The sequence below is a fragment of the Sphingobium sp. RAC03 genome (assembly GCF_001713415.1).
Lineage (GTDB): Bacteria > Pseudomonadota > Alphaproteobacteria > Sphingomonadales > Sphingomonadaceae > Sphingobium.
In genome coordinates this window covers 1,914,013-1,930,959 of the sequence record NZ_CP016456.1, presented here as the reverse complement: position 1 = coordinate 1,930,959, position 16,947 = coordinate 1,914,013, and the positions used below count along the sequence as shown (strand labels likewise).

15 protein-coding genes are annotated in these 16,947 nt (G+C 63.7%); 7 read left to right on the top strand and 8 right to left on the bottom strand.

What is annotated here, in order from left to right; genetic code table 11:
* Positions 1 to 44 precede the first annotated feature (44 nt).
* The 7 genes from yidC to BSY17_RS13880 all read right to left on the bottom strand — a co-directional run bounded on the left by yidC (position 45) and on the right by BSY17_RS13880 (position 7,742).
* Complete coding sequence (gene yidC / locus BSY17_RS13910; protein WP_037473508.1) at positions 45 to 1,751, bottom strand: membrane protein insertase YidC; 1,707 nt, start codon at positions 1,749 to 1,751, stop codon at positions 45 to 47.
* A gap of 32 nt (positions 1,752 to 1,783) precedes the next feature.
* On the bottom strand, positions 1,784 to 1,996 hold the full coding sequence (gene yidD / locus BSY17_RS13905) for a membrane protein insertion efficiency factor YidD (protein ID WP_043150905.1): 213 nt from the start codon (positions 1,994 to 1,996) through the stop codon (positions 1,784 to 1,786).
* Positions 1,993 to 2,409, bottom strand: coding sequence for a ribonuclease P protein component (gene rnpA, locus BSY17_RS13900; RefSeq protein ID WP_069065943.1), 417 nt, complete (start codon positions 2,407 to 2,409; stop codon positions 1,993 to 1,995). Before rnpA ends, yidD begins: the two co-directional genes overlap by 4 nt.
* A gap of 32 nt (positions 2,410 to 2,441) precedes the next feature.
* Positions 2,442 to 2,576 carry a 50S ribosomal protein L34 gene (gene rpmH, locus BSY17_RS13895; RefSeq protein ID WP_006959075.1) on the bottom strand — a complete coding sequence of 45 codons (135 nt, stop codon included), beginning with the start codon at positions 2,574 to 2,576 and terminating at the stop codon, positions 2,442 to 2,444.
* Positions 2,577 to 2,782: 206 nt separating this feature from the next.
* Positions 2,783 to 3,550, bottom strand: coding sequence for a DsbA family protein (locus BSY17_RS13890; RefSeq protein WP_069065942.1), 768 nt, complete (start codon positions 3,548 to 3,550; stop codon positions 2,783 to 2,785).
* 2 nt (positions 3,551 to 3,552) lie between these two features.
* Entirely contained in the window at positions 3,553 to 4,902 is a 1,350-nt protein-coding gene (locus tag BSY17_RS13885) for a M48 family metalloprotease (RefSeq protein ID WP_069066982.1), read from the bottom strand.
* 164 nt (positions 4,903 to 5,066) lie between these two features.
* Positions 5,067 to 7,742, bottom strand: a complete 2,676-nt coding sequence (locus BSY17_RS13880) for an Rne/Rng family ribonuclease (RefSeq protein WP_216095559.1) — start codon at positions 7,740 to 7,742, stop codon at positions 5,067 to 5,069.
* Between the two features lie 526 nt (positions 7,743 to 8,268).
* Here BSY17_RS13880 and BSY17_RS13875 point away from each other — a divergent pair.
* From BSY17_RS13875 to BSY17_RS21585, 7 genes are all read left to right on the top strand, one after another.
* Positions 8,269 to 9,549, top strand: a complete 1,281-nt coding sequence (locus tag BSY17_RS13875) for an N-acetylmuramoyl-L-alanine amidase (protein ID WP_069065940.1) — start codon at positions 8,269 to 8,271, stop codon at positions 9,547 to 9,549.
* A gap of 61 nt (positions 9,550 to 9,610) precedes the next feature.
* Positions 9,611 to 12,148 (top strand): penicillin-binding protein 1A, encoded by a 2,538-nt coding sequence (locus tag BSY17_RS13870; protein ID WP_069065939.1) that lies wholly within the window; start codon positions 9,611 to 9,613, stop codon positions 12,146 to 12,148.
* A gap of 2 nt (positions 12,149 to 12,150) precedes the next feature.
* On the top strand, positions 12,151 to 12,558 hold the full coding sequence (locus BSY17_RS13865) for a DoxX family protein (protein WP_171899244.1): 408 nt from the start codon (positions 12,151 to 12,153) through the stop codon (positions 12,556 to 12,558).
* A 78-nt stretch (positions 12,559 to 12,636) separates the two neighbouring features.
* On the top strand, positions 12,637 to 14,685 hold the full coding sequence (locus BSY17_RS13860; protein ID WP_069065938.1) for a carbon starvation CstA family protein: 2,049 nt from the start codon (positions 12,637 to 12,639) through the stop codon (positions 14,683 to 14,685).
* Positions 14,682 to 14,867 carry a YbdD/YjiX family protein gene (locus BSY17_RS13855; RefSeq protein WP_069065937.1) on the top strand — a complete coding sequence of 62 codons (186 nt, stop codon included), beginning with the start codon at positions 14,682 to 14,684 and terminating at the stop codon, positions 14,865 to 14,867. Before BSY17_RS13860 ends, BSY17_RS13855 begins: the two co-directional genes overlap by 4 nt.
* Positions 14,868 to 14,980: 113 nt before the next feature.
* On the top strand, positions 14,981 to 15,661 hold the full coding sequence (locus tag BSY17_RS13850; protein WP_150125796.1) for a hypothetical protein: 681 nt from the start codon (positions 14,981 to 14,983) through the stop codon (positions 15,659 to 15,661).
* A gap of 110 nt (positions 15,662 to 15,771) precedes the next feature.
* Positions 15,772 to 15,948 carry a hypothetical protein gene (locus tag BSY17_RS21585; protein WP_171899243.1) on the top strand — a complete coding sequence of 59 codons (177 nt, stop codon included), beginning with the start codon at positions 15,772 to 15,774 and terminating at the stop codon, positions 15,946 to 15,948.
* A 69-nt stretch (positions 15,949 to 16,017) separates the two neighbouring features.
* On the opposite strand, the gene BSY17_RS13840 is transcribed toward BSY17_RS21585, so the two are convergent.
* Entirely contained in the window at positions 16,018 to 16,938 is a 921-nt protein-coding gene (locus tag BSY17_RS13840; protein WP_069065934.1) for an XdhC family protein, read from the bottom strand.
* Positions 16,939 to 16,947: the final 9 nt, after the last annotated feature.

Here is a 16,947-nt window from a genome sequence, read left to right as displayed (position 1 = left end):
GGCCATCCACCTCCCCTGCCAGGGGAGGACGGAAAGCCGCTTCGTTACTTCGTTGCCGTCGCCACGCTGAGCGCAGGATGGCGTTTGTAGAGCCACCATTGCTGCGCCATCGACAGGCAGTTGTTGGTGATCCAGTAGACCAGCAGGCCTGCCGCGAAGGGGGCCATGATGAACATCATCATCCAGGGCATGATCGAGAAGATCTGCTGCTGCATCGGGTCCATCTGGGCCGGGTTGAGCTTGAACTGCAACCACATCGAAATGCCGAGCAGCACCGCCAGCACACCGATCGCCAGGAAGGATGGCGGGGTGAAGGGCAACAGGCCGAACAGGTTGAGGATATGCAGCGGATCGGGCGCGGACAGATCCTTGATCCACAACACGAAGGGCTGGTGGCGCATTTCGATCGTCAGCATCAGCACCTTGTAGAGCGCGAAGAAGATCGGGATTTGGATGAAGATGGGCAGGCAGCCCGCGAGCGGGTTGACCTTCTCCGTCTTGTAAAGCGCCATCATCTCCTGCTGGAGCTTGGGCTTGTCGTCCTTATATTTCTCTTGCAGCAGTTTCATCTTGGGCTGCACCGCACGCATCGCGGCCATACTGGCGAATTGGCGCTGGGCGACGGGGAACATCAGCGCGCGGACCACGAAGGTCAGGCAGATGATGGCGACGCCGAAATTGCCGAGCGTTTCGAACAGCCAGTGGAGCAGCGCGAAGATCGGCTGTTCAAACCAGTAGAACCAGCCCCAGTCGATCGCGCGGTCGAACAGCTTCACGCCATCGCGCTCATAAGCCTGGAGCGTTTTGACTTCCTTGGCGCCGACGAACAGGCGCTGGGTCTGGGTGACGGCCTTGCCGGGCGCGAGCATGGTCGAGCCGAGCGCGACATCGGCCTGATACTGGGTGCCTGCCCCTTTGCGGAACTGGCCCGCAAAATCGGCATCCTTGCCAGGCACGAGCGCCGAGAGCCAATATTTGTCAGTGAAGCCGATCCAGCCACCCTTCGACTGAAACTCGCGGGTCGAGGGGCCTTCGTCGAGATCGCTATAGTTGACGTCGTAATTGGCCGCGTTGTTGAACACGCCCATCGGCCCGATATGGATGGTCCAGGTGTCTGGGTCCTTGGGCACGCCGGTACGGCTAATATAGCCATAGGGCTTCACGCCGACCGTGCCGGTGCCGCTGTTCGACACTTTCTGCGCGGCGGTGATCATGTAATTTTCATCGACCGACAGGCGGATTTCGAAAAGCTGGCCCGCGCCATTGTTCCACGTCAGCGTGACGGGGCTGGTCGGCGTGAGCGCGCTACCTTGCGCCGTCCAGACCGTGTCCTTGTTCGGGGTCTTGAGCCCCTCCCCCTGCCAGCCAAAGCCAGCAAAATAGGCGTCCTGCGTCCCGGCCGGGCTGTAGAGGCGAACGTTGGCCGAATCCTTGGCAATCGTTTCCTTATAGGTCGGCAGGACGATGTCGTCGATGCGCGCGCCCTTGAGGTTGATCGAGCCGACGAGCTTGGGCGTGCGGATGGGGACGCGCGGCCCTTCTTTCAGCACGATCGCGCGGTCGCGAATCGCGGCGGGGCTGTCGGCGGTCGGATCGGCAGCGGGATTGGCGACCGGCGTGGTCTTGCCCCCTTCGATCCGGGTGACGGGCGGATTGGCGGCCGGAAAGAAATAGCCCGATACATAGGGCCAGCCGAACAGGATCGCTGCGGTCAGCAAAACCGCGAGAATGATATTCTTCTTGTCGTCCACGCTATTCGGCTCCGCCGTCTCTTGTGTCTTTATCAGGGAACCGGATCATAGCCCGACCCGCCCCATGGGTGGCATCGCATTAGCCGCTTGCCCGCCAACCAGCTACCCTTGATCGCGCCATATTTGCGGATCGCGAGAATCGCATATTCCGAGCAGGAGGGCGCGAAGCGGCAGGAGGGCGGCAGGATGCGCGAAGGACCAAGTTGCCAGGCGCGCGCGATCAGGATGAGCAGGCGGCCGATCATGGGACTTTGCCCCTGTCCCCGCCGCTGCCCCCGCCCTTGCCCCGGCCATGCGCTGCCCGCGCGCCATGGCGCGGCGGACTGTCGCCTGCTTGCGGCGCGCGCGCGATCTTGCCCAGCGCCTTTTGCAATTCGGTGCGCAGCAGGGTGAAATCGCGCTCGATCCCGCCATCGCGACCGATCAGCACATGGTCTGCACCGGCAAAGCCATGGAGCGGCAGCAATTCGCGCGCGAGAACGCGAAAGCGGCGCTTCATCCGGTTACGGATGACGGCGCCGCCCACTTTTTTCGTGACCGTGATGCCAAAGCGCATCGCCGGATCGCCATCGGCACGGTCGCGCACGAGCAGGACGAAGCCCGGCATCGGTGCGCGCTTGCCGCGATTGGCCGCCAGAAAATCGGCCCGTCTGCCCATTATGGCAGGCGCGGTCGACGGCGGCCGGTCGATCAGGCGCTCAGGCTCTTGCGACCGCGCGCACGGCGGGCGCGGATGATGTTGCGGCCGCCGGGGGTCGCCATGCGGGCGCGATAACCGTGACGGCGCTTCCGAACCAGATTGCTCGGCTGAAAAGTGCGCTTCATCGTTCATTCCTCAAAAAACAACTAGAGAATCGGGCGTGACAAAAAAGGGCCGCCAAAGCAGCGGCCGCAAGTCAGGGTGCGTCCGATAGGCAAAGGAGGGGTGGAAGTCAATGGTGGAGCTTGGCGTTGACTACCGTTCGGTTCGAGCCTGTCGAGAACCCTTGGCGCCAGAGTTCTCGACAGGCTCGAACCGAACGGAGGCATGATTATTTCCCGCGCGCGGCGGCGACACCGCTCTGGAGCGCCTCATAGCCGACCGCGCCGTTCAACACCTGGCCGCCGATCACGAAGGTCGGCGTGCCGCTCGCCTGCAATTTCTGGGCGAGCGCGATGTTGGACTGGATTTCGGCGTCATATTTGCTCGATGCGATGGCGGCTTCGGCGTCGGCCTTGCTGATCCCCGCCTTGCCCGCCGCAGCGATGATGCTGTCGCGCGTTACCCGGCCCGCGCCATACATGGCCTTGTGATAGGCCATATATTGGCCGCGTTCGGCGGCGAGCAGCGAGACCTTGGCTGCGTCGCTGCTTTCTTCCGACAGGATGGGGAGTTCGCGATAGACAACCTTCACCTTGGCATCGGCAGCGACCAGCTTGGCAAGGTCGGGCAGCGAGGCGCGGCAATAGCCGCAAGCATAGTCGAAAAATTCAACCACGGTGACGTCGGCATTGGCCGCACCTTCCCACGCCCCGGCATAGGGTTTTTCAAGCGCGGCGCGATTGTCGCTGATGGTGGTCGACATGCGGTTGGACTGCAATTTCTCGATCGCCTGCGGGATGATCTCCGGGTGATCGAGAATATAGTCATGGACGATCTTCTCGATCGCCGCCTTATCGGTAGCGGCGACGCTGGTGGGTGCCTGCACGGCGAGCGCAGTGCCAGCGGCGGCCGCGATAAAGGCGATAGCGCCAAGAGTCATCTGGATCGTCCTGTTGGAAAGGGCCGCGCGAAAGCTGGGCCGAGGCTGGTCTGTCATCTTTATCTTTTCTTCCGCTGCTGCTCGATCGCCGCGCGCGAGGTCATGGCGATATCCTGCGCCCGCAGATAGTCAACCGTGCCCTGCTGCAACCCCTGCATCGCGGCGTCAGCGCTGCGCAGCGCCATGGGATGCTGGCCCATCATCGCATAGCGTTCCGCCGTCGCGAGCGCGGCGCGGGGCGTGTCACCACGGCGGGCATAGACCACGCCCAGCTGATACCAGGCGAAGGGATTTTCCCGGTCGCGCGCTACCGCAATGCGGAGCACATCTTCGGCTTCGGCGAAATTGGCCTCATCCTCGGTCGCGATCAGAGCGTGGGCAAGCAGGACGGAAATCAACGGCTGGTTGGTGCGCTTGACCGCTTCGCGCAAGGGCGCGACCGCATCCTTGGGGCGGCCGCTTTCGAGCAATATCTGGCCCTTGAGTTCCAGAAAATAGGGGTCGTTCGGCGCAGCCGCGAGCAGCGCGTCGGCCTCGTACAAGGCGCGCTGGGGATAGGCGCTTTTGTGCCAGGCATAGGCCCTGGCATAATGGGCCGGAATCGACTGGTCGCTTTCGGGATATTTGATCAATGTCTGCGTCGGTTCGGACACGAAGCCGACCAGCTTCGCCTTGATGCGCTCGAACCGAGCTTCAAGCCGCGGGTCGACCGGCCTCTCCCATGCCGGATCGACGGTATAGACTTCGCGCAGCACATTGATGCGCTCACCTGACAGCGGATGGGTGCGGCCGTAGCTATTGTCCTGCGGAATCGCGAGGCGATATTCCTGATTTTGCAGCTTCTTGAAGAATTCGAGGCTGCCCTTGCCGCTGACCCCCGCGGCGCTCAGATAGCGCGCACCCGCCAGATCGGCTGAGCTTTCCTGCCCGCGCGAAAAGGCGAGGAACCGGCTCATCGCGGCCTGCTGGCCCAGGCCCATGATGCCTAGGCCCGCTTCCGCGCCGCCCGCCGCGATCGCCGCTGCGCCCAGCACCAGGCTGAGCAGCGTCACGCCGGTGGCTTCGCGCATGCCCTCGCCAAAGCGGACGATATGCCCGCCCTCGATATGGCCGAGTTCGTGCGCGACCACGCCCTGTACCTGGTTCACATTGTCCGCCTGCGCGATCAGGCCGCTATGCACCCAGACATATTGGCCGCCCGCGACGAAGGCATTAATTTCGGGGTCGTTGATGACCATGATCTCGACATTGCGCGGCTGCATGCCGGCCGCTTTGACCAGCGGGGCGGACATATCCGCCATGAACGCTTCGGTTTCGGCATCGCGCAAGATGCTTTGCGCCAGCGCGGGGCGCGCGACGCTGGTAAGCGCCAAGGCCGCGAGCGCGACGAGTTTCAACCGGCCCCGCATCAGCGGTGACCGTGGCATGTAGGAGAGCAAACCATCACCGCCGCGCGGTGCCATGGTCGCCCTGAACCGCGCGTGAAGCGAGGCGAAACGAAAAGCGCCGCTGCGCTCCGGTCGGGACCGGCAGGGCAGCGGCGCTTGTTCATGGCGGTGGCGTCCCGTCCGGCTTATTGGCCGAAGGTGCGCTGCCACCAGCCGCGACGGGGCGTGCCGTCTTCATTCTGCCCGTCGTCACTCTGGGCTTCTGGCGCATCGCCATCAGCGACGACCGATTCGGCCACCGGTGCCGGTGTCGGTTCGACCGGAGCAGTTGCCTCGATCGCGGCGTCCGGTGCGGCATCCTGGGCCACGGCGTCCGCCTTCTTGCGGCGGGTGCGCTTGGGCTTGGCTGGGGCTTCCTCGGCAGTCGGTGCTTCGGCCGCCGCAGCCGCTTCCGCTTCGATCTGCGCCTTGGTGCGGCGGGTGCGCTTGGGCTTGACCGGGGCTTCGACCGGCGCTTCCTCGGCGACAACCGCTTCGGCCGGGGCTTCGACGGTCTCTACGACCGCTTCGGCTTCAGCCTTGGGCTTGCGGGCACGGGGACGGCGGCGAGTCTTGGGGGCGTCCTCTGCAGGAGCCTCCTCGACGGGCGCTTGCTCGACCGGCGCGTCTTCCACGACCGGCTCGGCGTCGGCCGATTCGGTTGCTTCCGCGTTCACAGTCTCATCACCACCTTCGCGACGGCGACGACCACCACGACGACCGCGACGACCGCGACGACGTGCGCCGCCTTCCTCTTCGGGGCCGTCATTGGCTTCGACCGGCTCGGCTTCGGCTTCACCCTCTGCGTCGGCATCGGCTTCGCTATCGCCTTCTACAGCGCCCTCACCCTCGGCGGCGCCTTCGGTCTGGCCATCCTCACGCGGACCGCCACGACGACGACGACGGCGGCGACGACGACGACCGCCTTCGCGATCCTCGCCCCGTTCAGCGCGGTCGGCGGCTTCGGCGGGCGTTTCGGGCTCTTCAGCCTCTTCTTCCTCGACTTCCGCTTCTTCCTCTTCCTCGATGACGTCGAAATCCTCGTCGTCTTCGGGCAGCGGCGCGTAGCTTACGACGCGCTCAGGGCGCGGGCCGCTGGCCTCGACCGACATGCGCGCGCCCTCGACTTCGCCATCGGGCAGGATTTCGATCCGCACGCCATAGCGCTGCTCGATCTCGTCCAGTTCGCGACGCTTGTTGTTGAGGACGTAGAAGGCCGCTTCCTGGCTGGCGCGCAGGGTGATGCAGTTGCCGCGACCACGGGCCGCTTCTTCTTCCAGCATGCGCAACGCCGACAGGCCCGCCGACGAGGCGGTGCGGACAAGGCCGGTGCCTTCGCAATGCGGGCATTGGCGGGTCGAGGCTTCCAATACGCCGGTGCGCAGACGCTGACGGCTCATTTCCATGAGGCCGAAGCCCGAAATGCGGCCGACCTGGATGCGGGCGCGATCGTCGCGCAGCGCTTCCTTCATCGCCTTCTCGACCTTACGGATGTTGGAGTTATTCTCCATATCGATAAAGTCGATGACGACGAGGCCCGCCATGTCGCGCAGGCGCAACTGGCGCGCAATTTCGCGCGCGGCTTCCAGGTTGGTGGCGACGGCGGTCTGTTCGATGCCATGTTCACGGGTCGAGCGGCCGGAGTTGATGTCGATCGACACCAAGGCTTCGGTCGGGTTGATGACCAGATAGCCACCCGATTTCAGTTGCACGACCGGGTTGTACATGGCGGCCAGCTGATCTTCGACGCTGGCGCGCTGGAACAGCGATACAGGGTCTGCATATTGCTTCACGCGGCGCACATGGCTCGGCATCAGCAGGCGCATGAAGTCCTTGGCGGCGCGATAGCCTTCCTCGCCCTCGACGATGACCTCTTCGATATCCTTATTGTAGATATCGCGGATCGCCCGCTTGATGAGGTCGCTGTCATTGTGGATCAGTTCGGGCGCGGCGGCCTGCAGCGTCTTTTCGCGAATCTCGTCCCACAGGCGGGCGAGATAGTCGAAGTCGCGCTTGATTTCCGGCTTGGTGCGCTGAAGCCCGGCGGTGCGGACGATGCAGCCCATGGACGACGGCAGCGCCATTTCGGCGATGATCGTCTTCAGCCGCTTGCGGTCGGCCGCGTTGCTGATCTTGCGCGAAATACCGCCGCCATGGCTGGTGTTCGGCATCAGCACACAATAGCGACCGGCGAGCGACAAATAAGTGGTCAGGGCCGCTCCCTTGTTGCCCCGTTCTTCCTTGACGACCTGGACCAGCAGCACCTGGCGGCGCTTGATGACGTCCTGAATCTTGTAGCGGCGGCGCAGCGCCATGCGCTTGCGGCGCAGTTCCTCGGCCGCATCATCGCCGGGCTTGCCGCGACGGCCCCGGTTCGGACGACCACCTTCGGACGCCTCGCCCTCGGCCGCTTCGCCTTCGGGTGCGCTATCTTCATCATCGTCATGATGATGCGTCGCTTCGACGATCTCGACGCCCTCGCCATCCTCGTCCTCATCGTCGAAGTCGGCGCGCAACGCGGCCTCTTCTTCGGCGTGCTCGCGCTCTTCGCGCAGCAGGGCTTCGCGATCTTCGCGCGGGATCTGATAATAGTCGGGGTGGATTTCGCTGAAAGCGAGGAAGCCGTGGCGGTTGCCGCCATAATCGACAAAGGCCGCCTGGAGCGAGGGTTCGACCCGCGTCACCTTGGCCAGATAGATATTGCCCTTGAGCTGCTTGTGCTCGGAGGATTCGAAGTCGAATTCTTCGATCCGGTTACCTTTGACGACCGCGACACGGGTTTCTTCCCGGTGGCGCGCGTCGATCAGCATACGCATTGTCATTTATGATTCTCCGGCGATGGCGGTCGACGGCGCTGGGCCGGGCCACCATGCGATAGTGAAGGGACGGCCGCCTGCGCGCCGGTAAGGGCGCGGATGTCGGCATCGTCCGGGTTAGATGGAAAAACTGCGCGTCTGCTGCGTCGGCAGGGCCGGACATGGCGCCGGGCCGAACCAACCACGCCGCGACGCCCGTTGCCGGGGTCAGCGTGGATGGAAATTCATGCCTCATGCAGCGTCAACCTGTTCATAACATCGGCGCGGCGGCGCGGATCGCGCCAACCTGCCGTCTTCTTGGGCCTGCGCCGCGCCGTATGGAAAAGACGGACATTGCAGGAATGTGAATGGGTAGCAGCCAAAGCGGTAGGGAGCAACGGCTGCAGGAAATATTATGTCGCGGACACCGTCCGCCGCGCCCCTTCTGCCGCTTCATGCTGAAAATGCTGTTAACTCTCTCATTTTACCGAATCCAAGGCGGCGATGCTTAACCCGGTCTTTAGCGTGGGGACGCTGGACGGATGTAAACAGCATGAAATTTGGCTGGACGGCTGACTGGGCTGCGTTGCACAAGCGGTACATGTTTCTGAGCCTTGCCCTGGCAAGCACGATCGCCCTGTCGGTTCCCGGCAGCGCCGGTGGTATTTCCGGTGTCTTCGTGCAGAATGACCGGGTCGTCGTCCGCTTCGATGATCGGGTGAATGGCGCGTCGGCCTTCCTGCTGGACGCGCCGCGCCGGATCGCGCTGGATATCGATGGTGCGCAGGTCGGACGCGGCCATTTCGCCCCCGCCAGCAGCGCGGTGTCAGCCGTGCGACAGGGGCAGCTAAGCGAGGACACGGCGCGGGTGGTGCTGGACCTCGCCAGCCCCGCCACGCTCGACCAGGCACAGATCGCCGCCGATGGCAAATCGCTGAGCTTCGCGCTGCAGGGCGTGACCGACAGCCGCTTTCGCAGCGAAGTGGGCAAGGGCCGCATGCGCTTCGACGCGCCTGCCGAGATGGCGGCCCGCCCGCAAAAGCGGCTCCATTCGATCACTGTGCCGATCCCGGCGGCGGCACGCGGCGTCTCGCTGCCCTCAGTCGAAGGGTCGCGCGATGGTGCGCGGCCGCTGGTGGTGATCGACGCTGGCCATGGCGGCCATGATCCGGGTGCGATCAACACCGACATGGGCAAGCGCGAAAAGGATGTGACGCTGGCGATCGCGCAGGCGATCCGCGACCAGCTCGTCAAATCGGGCCGGGTGCGCGTCGCGCTGACCCGCGACGATGACAAATATCTGATTCTGCAGGAACGCTATGGCATCGCGCGCAAACTGGGCGCTGACCTGTTCATCTCCATCCATGCCGACGCAGCGGAAAATACGCAGGCGCAGGGCGCGACCGTCTATACCCTGTCGGAAACCGCGTCCGACCGCGAGGCGGCACGGCTGGCGGCGCGCGAAAACAAGGCCGACATCATCAATGGCGTCAATCTGGGCGGCCAGTCGGGCGACGTGTCCTCGATCCTCATTGACCTCACCCAGCGCGAATCGCTCAACATTTCGGCGAGCTTTGCCCGGTTGCTCCAGCGCGAGGCCGCACCCTATGTGCCGTTTCGCAGCAGCTATCATCGCTTCGCGTCGCTGATGGTGCTCAAAGCGCCGGATACGCCCTCAATCCTGTTCGAGACCGGCTATATCAGCAATGCCGACGACGCTGCGTTTCTGTCATCGCGCGAAGGGCAGTCCAAGATCGCGCGCGGCGTGGCCCGCGCGATCGAGGTCCATTTCGCGCGGAAGCTGGCGATGCGGAGCGGCACGGCGGGCGGGTAAGCTTTCAGCGCGTCGATCCATACTGGCATTGCCCGCAATTTGACCCTAGAGCCTCGTACCCATGGAAGAGGCCAGCCCCGATACCGCCCCGTCATCCTTTGCCTATCGCTTGCGTCGCGACGCCAGTGGCGCAGGCGGGCTGTTGCGTCGCCTGTGGCAACGGCGGCTGGTGCGCTGGGGCGCGATTGCGCTGGGCGGATTCCTCACCGCTTGCCTGCTGTTCTGGCTGATCTTCGCGCGCGGTCTGCCGGATGCCGCGACGCTGCTCGAATATGAGCCGCCGCTGCCGACGATCGTGCGCGATATCAATGGCCAGCCGGTCCACAGCTATGCCCGCGAGCGGCGCGTCCAGCTGCAATATAGCGATTATCCGCCGCTGCTGATCCGCGCCTATCTGGCGGCGGAGGACAAGACTTTCTTCGAACATCATGGCGTCGATATTCCCGGCTTTGCGGGCGCGGTGGTCGATTATGCGAGCAAGCTCGGCTCCGGCCAGCGCGCGCGCGGCGGTTCGACGATCACCCAGCAGGTCGCCAAGAATCTGCTGATCGGCGATGAATATTCGCCCACGCGCAAGGTGAAGGAGATGATCCTCGCCTACCGCATGGAAAATGTGCTGAGCAAGCAGCAGATCCTCGAACTCTATCTCAACCAGATATTCCTCGGCCGGAATGCCTATGGCGTGCAGGCGGCCTCGCGCGCCTATTTCAACAAGGACGTTGCTGACCTCGCTCTGCATGAAATGGCCTATCTGTCGATCCTGCCCAAGGGTCCGGCCAATTATCGCCCCGAAAGCGAAAGCGGCATGGCGCGCGCGCTCGACCGGCGTAACTGGGCGCTGGGCGAGATGGTGAAGAGCGGCTGGATCACGCCTGCACAACGCAATGCGGCGGCGGCGCTGCCGCTCGGCACGGTCGCCATGCACAGTTCCAGCTTCGATGCGCGCGCGGGCGGCTATTATATGGAGGAAGTGCGTCGTCGCCTGATCGGCCTGTTCGGCGAAAAGGCGGAGGACGGCCCCAACAGCGTCTATGCCGGTGGCCTGTGGGTGCGCAGCCCCTATGATCCGGTGGTGCAGGACAGCACCGCCAACGCCCTGCGCAACGGCCTGCTGCGTTTCGACGCCGGGCGTGGTTGGTCGGGTCCGGTCGCCAAGATCAAGATCGACAATGGCTGGGAACGCGAACTGGCGGCCAGCTATATCGACGTCGATTATGCCGAATGGCGCGTCGCCGTCATCATCAGCCGCACCTCTTCGGAAGCGCAGATCGGCTTTGCCGACGGCAGCACCGGGACTCTGCCCGCAAGCGCGGCGCAAATGGCCTATCGCAAGAGCGGTGGCCCGGCCTTTTCCGCGATGCAGCCCGGCGACCTGATCGTCGTGGCGCGCAATGGTGCCAATTGGGCCTTGCGCAACATTCCCGAAGTGTCGGGCGGCATGGTCGTGGAAGAAGTGCATTCGGGCCGCATTCGCGCGATGCAGGGCGGGTTCGATGCGCGCCTCTCCTCCTATAACCGAGCGACGCAGGCGATGCGCCAGCCTGGTTCCACCATCAAACCCTTCGTCTATGCCGCTGCGCTCGACAGCGGGATGACCCCTGCCTCGATCATCGTCGATGGCCCCTTATGCGTCTATCAGGGTGCAGGCCTGGGGCAAAAATGCTTCCGCAACTTCTCCGGCGGCAGCGCCGGGCCGCAGACGATGCGTTGGGGCGTGGAGCAATCGCGCAACCTGATGACCGTGCGCGCCGCCAGCCAGACCGGCATGGAAAAGGTCGTGCGGACCATCAAAGGGTTGGGCATCGGCGATTATCAGCCCTACCTCTCCTTCGCGCTGGGCGCGGGGGAAACGACGGTGGAGAAGATGGTCAACGCCTATGCGACGCTGGCCAATCAGGGGCGGCAATTCCCGTCCAAGGTGATGGATTATGTGCAGGACCGGCGCGGCAAGGTGATCTGGCCCGAACGGTGGCGGCCGTGCGACGGATGCAACATGGCGAACTGGGACGGCAAGCCGATGCCCCGCTTCGGCATGGAGGGCAAACAGGTCATGAACCCGATGACCGCCTATCAGGTCGTCCACATTACCGAGGGCGTGGTCCAGCGCGGCACTGCGACGGTGTTGGCGGATTTGAAGCGCCCGCTGTTCGGCAAGACCGGCACCACCAACGGCCCGACCAATGTGTGGTTCGTGGGCGGATCGCCCGACCTCGTCGCGGGGGTCTATATCGGCTATGATCAGCCGCGCAGCCTGGGCGGTTGGGCGCAGGGCGGCCGTATCGCCGCGCCGATCTGGAAAGCGGCGATGGCCCCGATCCTGGAAACCATGCCCAAGACGCCCTTCGTCGCCCCGGCGGGCATCCGCATGGTACCGATCGACCGGCGGTCGGGCAAGCGCGTCTATGGTGCCTGGCCGACCAGCGAGCCGAAAGCCGCCGTCATCTGGGAAGCGTTCAAGCCCGAATCCGAACCGCGCCGCACCATCCGCAAGGAAGAGGCCGAGGCGCAGGCCAAGGTCGCCGCCGCCAAGGCCGCGTCCGGCCAGCGCCGCCAGCGTACCGACAGCGACTTTTTGCAGGATCAGGGCGGGATCTACTAAGGGTGCGGCGGGACAGCCGCGCCCGGCAGGTTGCGCGCGTCCTTCTGGCGCTGATCTATCTGGTCGCAGGCGTCGCGCATTTTCGGTCGCCGGGCGGGTTCATCGCCATCACGCCCGACTGGGTGCCCTTCCCCGCCACCGTCGTCTGGTTGACCGGGATAGCAGAGATTGCCGGGGCATTGGGCTTGATGCTGCCGCCGCTGCGCCGGGCGGCCGGTATCGGCTTGGCGCTCTATGCCTTGTGCGTATGGCCCGCCAATATCCACCATGCGCTGGGCGACATTCCGCTGGGCGGGGTGCATTTGAGCTGGTGGTATCATGGGCCGCGACTGGCGCTGCAACCACTGATCATCTGGTGGGCGCTATGGGCGGGCGGCGTGATCGACTGGCCGTTCGCGCGGCGACGCTGATCCGACCATCGTGCGATTGTCTTTTGAGGCGAGCGGCTTACTGTGCCCCCTCCTGACCGACGATCACAAGAGAGAGCGATGACCCGGCATCTTCCCTGGATAGCGTTGGCGATTGTCGGCGCGGTGGCGCTAAGCGTCGTGGCGGTATCGCGTGGCGAGGCAGTCAATGCGCTGTGGATCGTGGTCGCGGCGGTCAGCAGCTTCCTGGTCGCCTATCGCTATTATGCGCTATTCATCGCGCGCCATGTGATGCGGCTCGATCCGTCGCGGCCGACGCCTGCCGTCCGCCGCGCCGACGGGCTGGACTATGTCGCGACCGAGCGGACCGTCTTGTTTGGCCATCATTTCGCGGCGATCGCGGGCGCGGGGCCGCTGGTCGGACCAGTGCTGGCGGCGCAGATGGGCTATCTGCCCGGTACGCTGTGGATTATCGTGGGCGTCGTGCTGGCGGGCGCGGTGCAGGATTTCATGGTGTTGTTCATCTCCATGCGCCGCGACGGCAAGTCGCTGGGCGAACTCATTCGCATGGAAATGGGCCAATGGGCCGGGACGATCGCCCTGATCGGCGCCTTCATGATCATGGTCATCATCCTCGCGGTGCTGGCGCTGATCGTCGTTAAGGCGCTGGCCGAAAGTCCGTGGGGCATGTTCACCGTGGCGGCGACCGTGCCGCTGGCGATGTTCATGGGCGTCTATACCCGCTGGATTCGGCCGGGGCGGATCGGCGAAGTGTCGCTGCTGGGCCTCGTCGGGCTGCTCGCTGCGATCGTTTATGGGCAGGCGATTGCCGCCTCGCCGGTCTGGGGACCGATCTTCACCTTTACGCCGGTGCAATTGTGCTGGATTTTGATCGGCTATGGCGCCGTGGCGTCGGTGCTGCCGGTATGGCTGTTGCTTGCGCCGCGCGACTATCTCTCGACCTTCCTCAAGATCGGGGCGATCGCGGCGCTGGCCATCGGCATCGTCATCATGGCCCCGCCGCTCAAAATGCCCGCGCTGACCCAGTTCGTCGATGGCGGCGGGCCGGTGTGGGCGGGCGGCCTCTTCCCCTTCCTGTTCATCACCATCGCCTGCGGCGCGGTGTCGGGTTTCCATGCGCTGATTTCCAGCGGCACCACGCCTAAGCTGATCGCGAGCGAAGCCCACGCCCCGGTGATCGGCTATGGCGCGATGCTGATAGAGGCGTTCGTGGCGATCATGGCGCTGGTCGGTGCGTCGATTCTGGACCCCGGCATCTATTTCACGATGAATAGCCCCGGCGCGATCATCGGCACCGATGCCGCGAGTGCGTCGGCTGCCGTCACCGCCATGGGCTTCCCGATCTCGGCCGACCTCATCACCCAGACGGCCAAGGATGTCGGCGAACATAGCATCATTTCACGCACCGGCGGCGCGCCGACGCTGGCGGTGGCGATGGCGGAAATCTTCAGCCATGTCGTCGGCGGCCCGGCGATGAAGGCCTTCTGGTATCATTTCGCCATCCTGTTCGAAGCCCTGTTCATCCTGACCGCGGTGGATGCGGGCACGCGCGCCGGGCGCTTCATGCTGCAGGATCTGATCGCGCTGGCCGTGCCGTCCTTCAAGGAGAGCAAGAGCCATGTGCCGGGCGTCGTCGCAACCGCGCTGACGGTCGCGGCCTGGGGCTTCTTCCTCTATCAAGGCGTCACCGATCCGCTGGGTGGGGTGAATACGCTGTGGCCAGTCTTCGGCATCTCGAACCAGATGCTCGCCGCGATCGCGCTGATGCTGGCGACGGCGGTGCTGTTCCGCATGAAGCGTGACCGCTTCGCCTGGGTGACGATGATCCCGACCGCCTGGCTGCTGGTCTGCACTTTGTCGGCGGGGTGGCTCAAACTCTTCTCGCCTGATCCCAAGCTCGGCTTCCTCGCTCATGCGGCCAAGTTCGGCGCGGCGGCGGACAAAGGCGAAGTGCTTAGCCCCGCCAAGTCGATGGCGGAGATGGAGCGCATCATCTTCAACGACCGGATCGACGCGGCGCTGGTCGCGCTGTTCCTGGCCGTGGTCTTGTCGCTTCTGGTCTTCACGATCCGCACCTGCCTCGCCGCGCGTCGCAGTACAGAGCCGACCGCGCAGGAAATCCCCGCGCAACTGGTGCCGACCGCATGAGCGGGCTGCTCGACACGTTGCGCCAGACCGCGCGGTTGATGGTCGGGATGCCCGACTATGACGCCTATCTGCGGCATTGCGAGGCCCATCATCCGGGGCAGCCAGTGATGGACCGCATCACCTTTTTCCGCGACCGGCAGGAGGCGCGCTATGGCGGGAAGAATGGGGGGCGGTGTTGTTAGGGGGGAATACTTAGCGGAACAAAGCGACCGCTTGATTCCATATTTGACGGGCGTTCATCGAAATTTTATGCACTTGATATAATCTGTTATGTGCGAAGTGTCGGGGGACTCCATTGGCCGTTATATTCACATTGATATTTATCGCTGCGGTCGTCGGCATTTTTAAGCCTTACATCAAAGGCTGGAAACGTTGGCATTTCGGTGCTGCTGCATTCGTTGTATTCATTCTTATTGGCGTTGTGGGGCCGCAAAGTGTCGAAAGCGATTTGAAGAGCGAATCCAAGAAGCAAGAAGCCTCAAAGGCCGCTGGCTCCCCTGACAAGCCCGCAGCTGCCGACAGCGACGAATTTGAGAAGCCTGCCGAACCTGAAAGTGCTTGGTCCTACAGTGCAGATAAGGATGAGATGCGCGGTCGGACGACATATTACGCAACGCTAACCGGTACGAACACACTCAGCCTTGGCTTCCCCTACGGCGACCAGATAGGCAAAGTGCTAATACGTCAGAGTCCACAGTTCGGCTTCGATATTCTCTTGGGCGTTGATAGCGGCCAAATCCTTTGTAACAGCTTCTCGGACAGCCATGTTAATGTGAAGTTCGATGACGGGCCGATCCGTCGCTATGGCTGCACCGATGCCAGCGACGGCACGAACAACATGGTCTTCGTTCAAGGTGCAAAAGGCTTTCTGACGAATCTCAAGAAATCAAAGAAGATGGTAGTGGAAGCCCAATTCTATCAGAACGGTATGCAACAGATGACTTTTGACACTACTGGACTCAAGTGGGAGCATTAAAATTGTCATTGGTTCAAAAAGAAGTAAGCGATCGGTCTTTTTTTGGAAAGCTAGTTAAGTGGCTTTTCATAGGCTTCAATGTGTTAATGCTGATTTGGATGCTTAGCGCTATGAGCATCTTGGGAGGCATGGATGCACCGGACAACTCGGCAGAACAGGCGGGACAAGCTATTGGTGCTGGGATCGGCTTCACGTTCCTACTGTTCCTCTGGGGCCTCGGTGACATTATTCTGGGTATGTTTGTTCTATTCACGAAGCGCAAAAAACTGATCACCGTCGAAGAGTGATCGAATGCAGCATGAATTTATGGTGTCAGTTTACCAAACACCCTGACCCCATTTTCATTTCAGCAATAATCACCCCCGCATCCGGTTGAACCCCGCCACCATGCCCGCCGTGATCGACAGCGCGATTTCCGCGGCGCCGATCGCGCCGATGTCCAAACCAGCCGGGCCGTCGATCCGCGCCAAGTCCTCCGCGCCAAAACCCATGGCCGCCAGCCGCTCCAGCCTTGCCGCGTGGCTTTTGCGCGAACCAAGCGCGGCGATGTAGCCGGTCGGCGCGCGCAACGCGGCGGCCAGCGCGGGGTCGTCGATCTTGATGTCATGGCTGAGCGTGACCACGGCGGTCGATTCGCCGGGGAAGCGCGCGGCGATAGCGTCGTCGGGCCAGCGGTCGTCCAGTTCGACGCCGGGGAAGCGTTCGGCGGTGAGGAAGCGGCCGCGCGGGTCGATCAGCACCGGGGTTACGCCGATCGCCTGCGCCAGCGGCACGAGCGACTTGGCGATCTGCACCGCGCCGACGATCAGCAAGCGGCGGGGCGGATCATAGCGGTTGAGGAACAGTCCCTCCCCGCTCCCTTCCTGCGTCGCGCCGGTCGCCAGGTCGGTCGCCAGCGTGACGGCGCGCCCGCGCGCGTTCGCCGTGTCGATCCGGTCGAACAGGTCGGGGAGAAAGCCATCCTCCCCCACCGGCTGGACCAGCACCGCGATCTCGCCGCCGCAGGGCAGACCGACCTCCCACGCATCGCCATCGGCCACGCCATAGGTTTCGACATGCGCCGCGCGGCCTGCGATCACTTCAGTGGCGCGTTGCAGCACGTCGGTTTCGACGCAGCCGCCGGAAATACTGCCTTCGAACCGGCCGTCTTCATGGACGATCATATGGCTGCCGCGCGGGCGCGGGGCTGATCCCCAGGTCGATACCACCGTCGCTAGCGCCAGCCGCGCGCCGCGCCATTCCAAGCCCTTGCGGATCACCGCGCCATTGTCGTTCACACCGATACT

Coding starts and splice junctions, on each gene's coding strand:
- yidD (WP_043150905.1), bottom strand. CDS start 1,996: ATGATCGGCCGCCTGCTCATCCTGATCGCGCGCGCCTGGCAACTTGGT.
- rnpA (WP_069065943.1), bottom strand. CDS start 2,409: ATGGGCAGACGGGCCGATTTTCTGGCGGCCAATCGCGGCAAGCGCGCA.
- rpmH (WP_006959075.1), bottom strand. CDS start 2,576: ATGAAGCGCACTTTTCAGCCGAGCAATCTGGTTCGGAAGCGCCGTCAC.
- BSY17_RS13890 (WP_069065942.1), bottom strand. CDS start 3,550: ATGACAGACCAGCCTCGGCCCAGCTTTCGCGCGGCCCTTTCCAACAGG.
- BSY17_RS13885 (WP_069066982.1), bottom strand. CDS start 4,902: ATGCGGGGCCGGTTGAAACTCGTCGCGCTCGCGGCCTTGGCGCTTACC.
- BSY17_RS13880 (WP_216095559.1), bottom strand. CDS start 7,742: ATGACAATGCGTATGCTGATCGACGCGCGCCACCGGGAAGAAACCCGT.
- BSY17_RS13875 (WP_069065940.1), top strand. CDS start 8,269: ATGAAATTTGGCTGGACGGCTGACTGGGCTGCGTTGCACAAGCGGTAC.
- BSY17_RS13870 (WP_069065939.1), top strand. CDS start 9,611: ATGGAAGAGGCCAGCCCCGATACCGCCCCGTCATCCTTTGCCTATCGC.
- BSY17_RS13860 (WP_069065938.1), top strand. CDS start 12,637: ATGACCCGGCATCTTCCCTGGATAGCGTTGGCGATTGTCGGCGCGGTG.
- BSY17_RS13855 (WP_069065937.1), top strand. CDS start 14,682: ATGAGCGGGCTGCTCGACACGTTGCGCCAGACCGCGCGGTTGATGGTC.
- BSY17_RS21585 (WP_171899243.1), top strand. CDS start 15,772: ATGAGCATCTTGGGAGGCATGGATGCACCGGACAACTCGGCAGAACAG.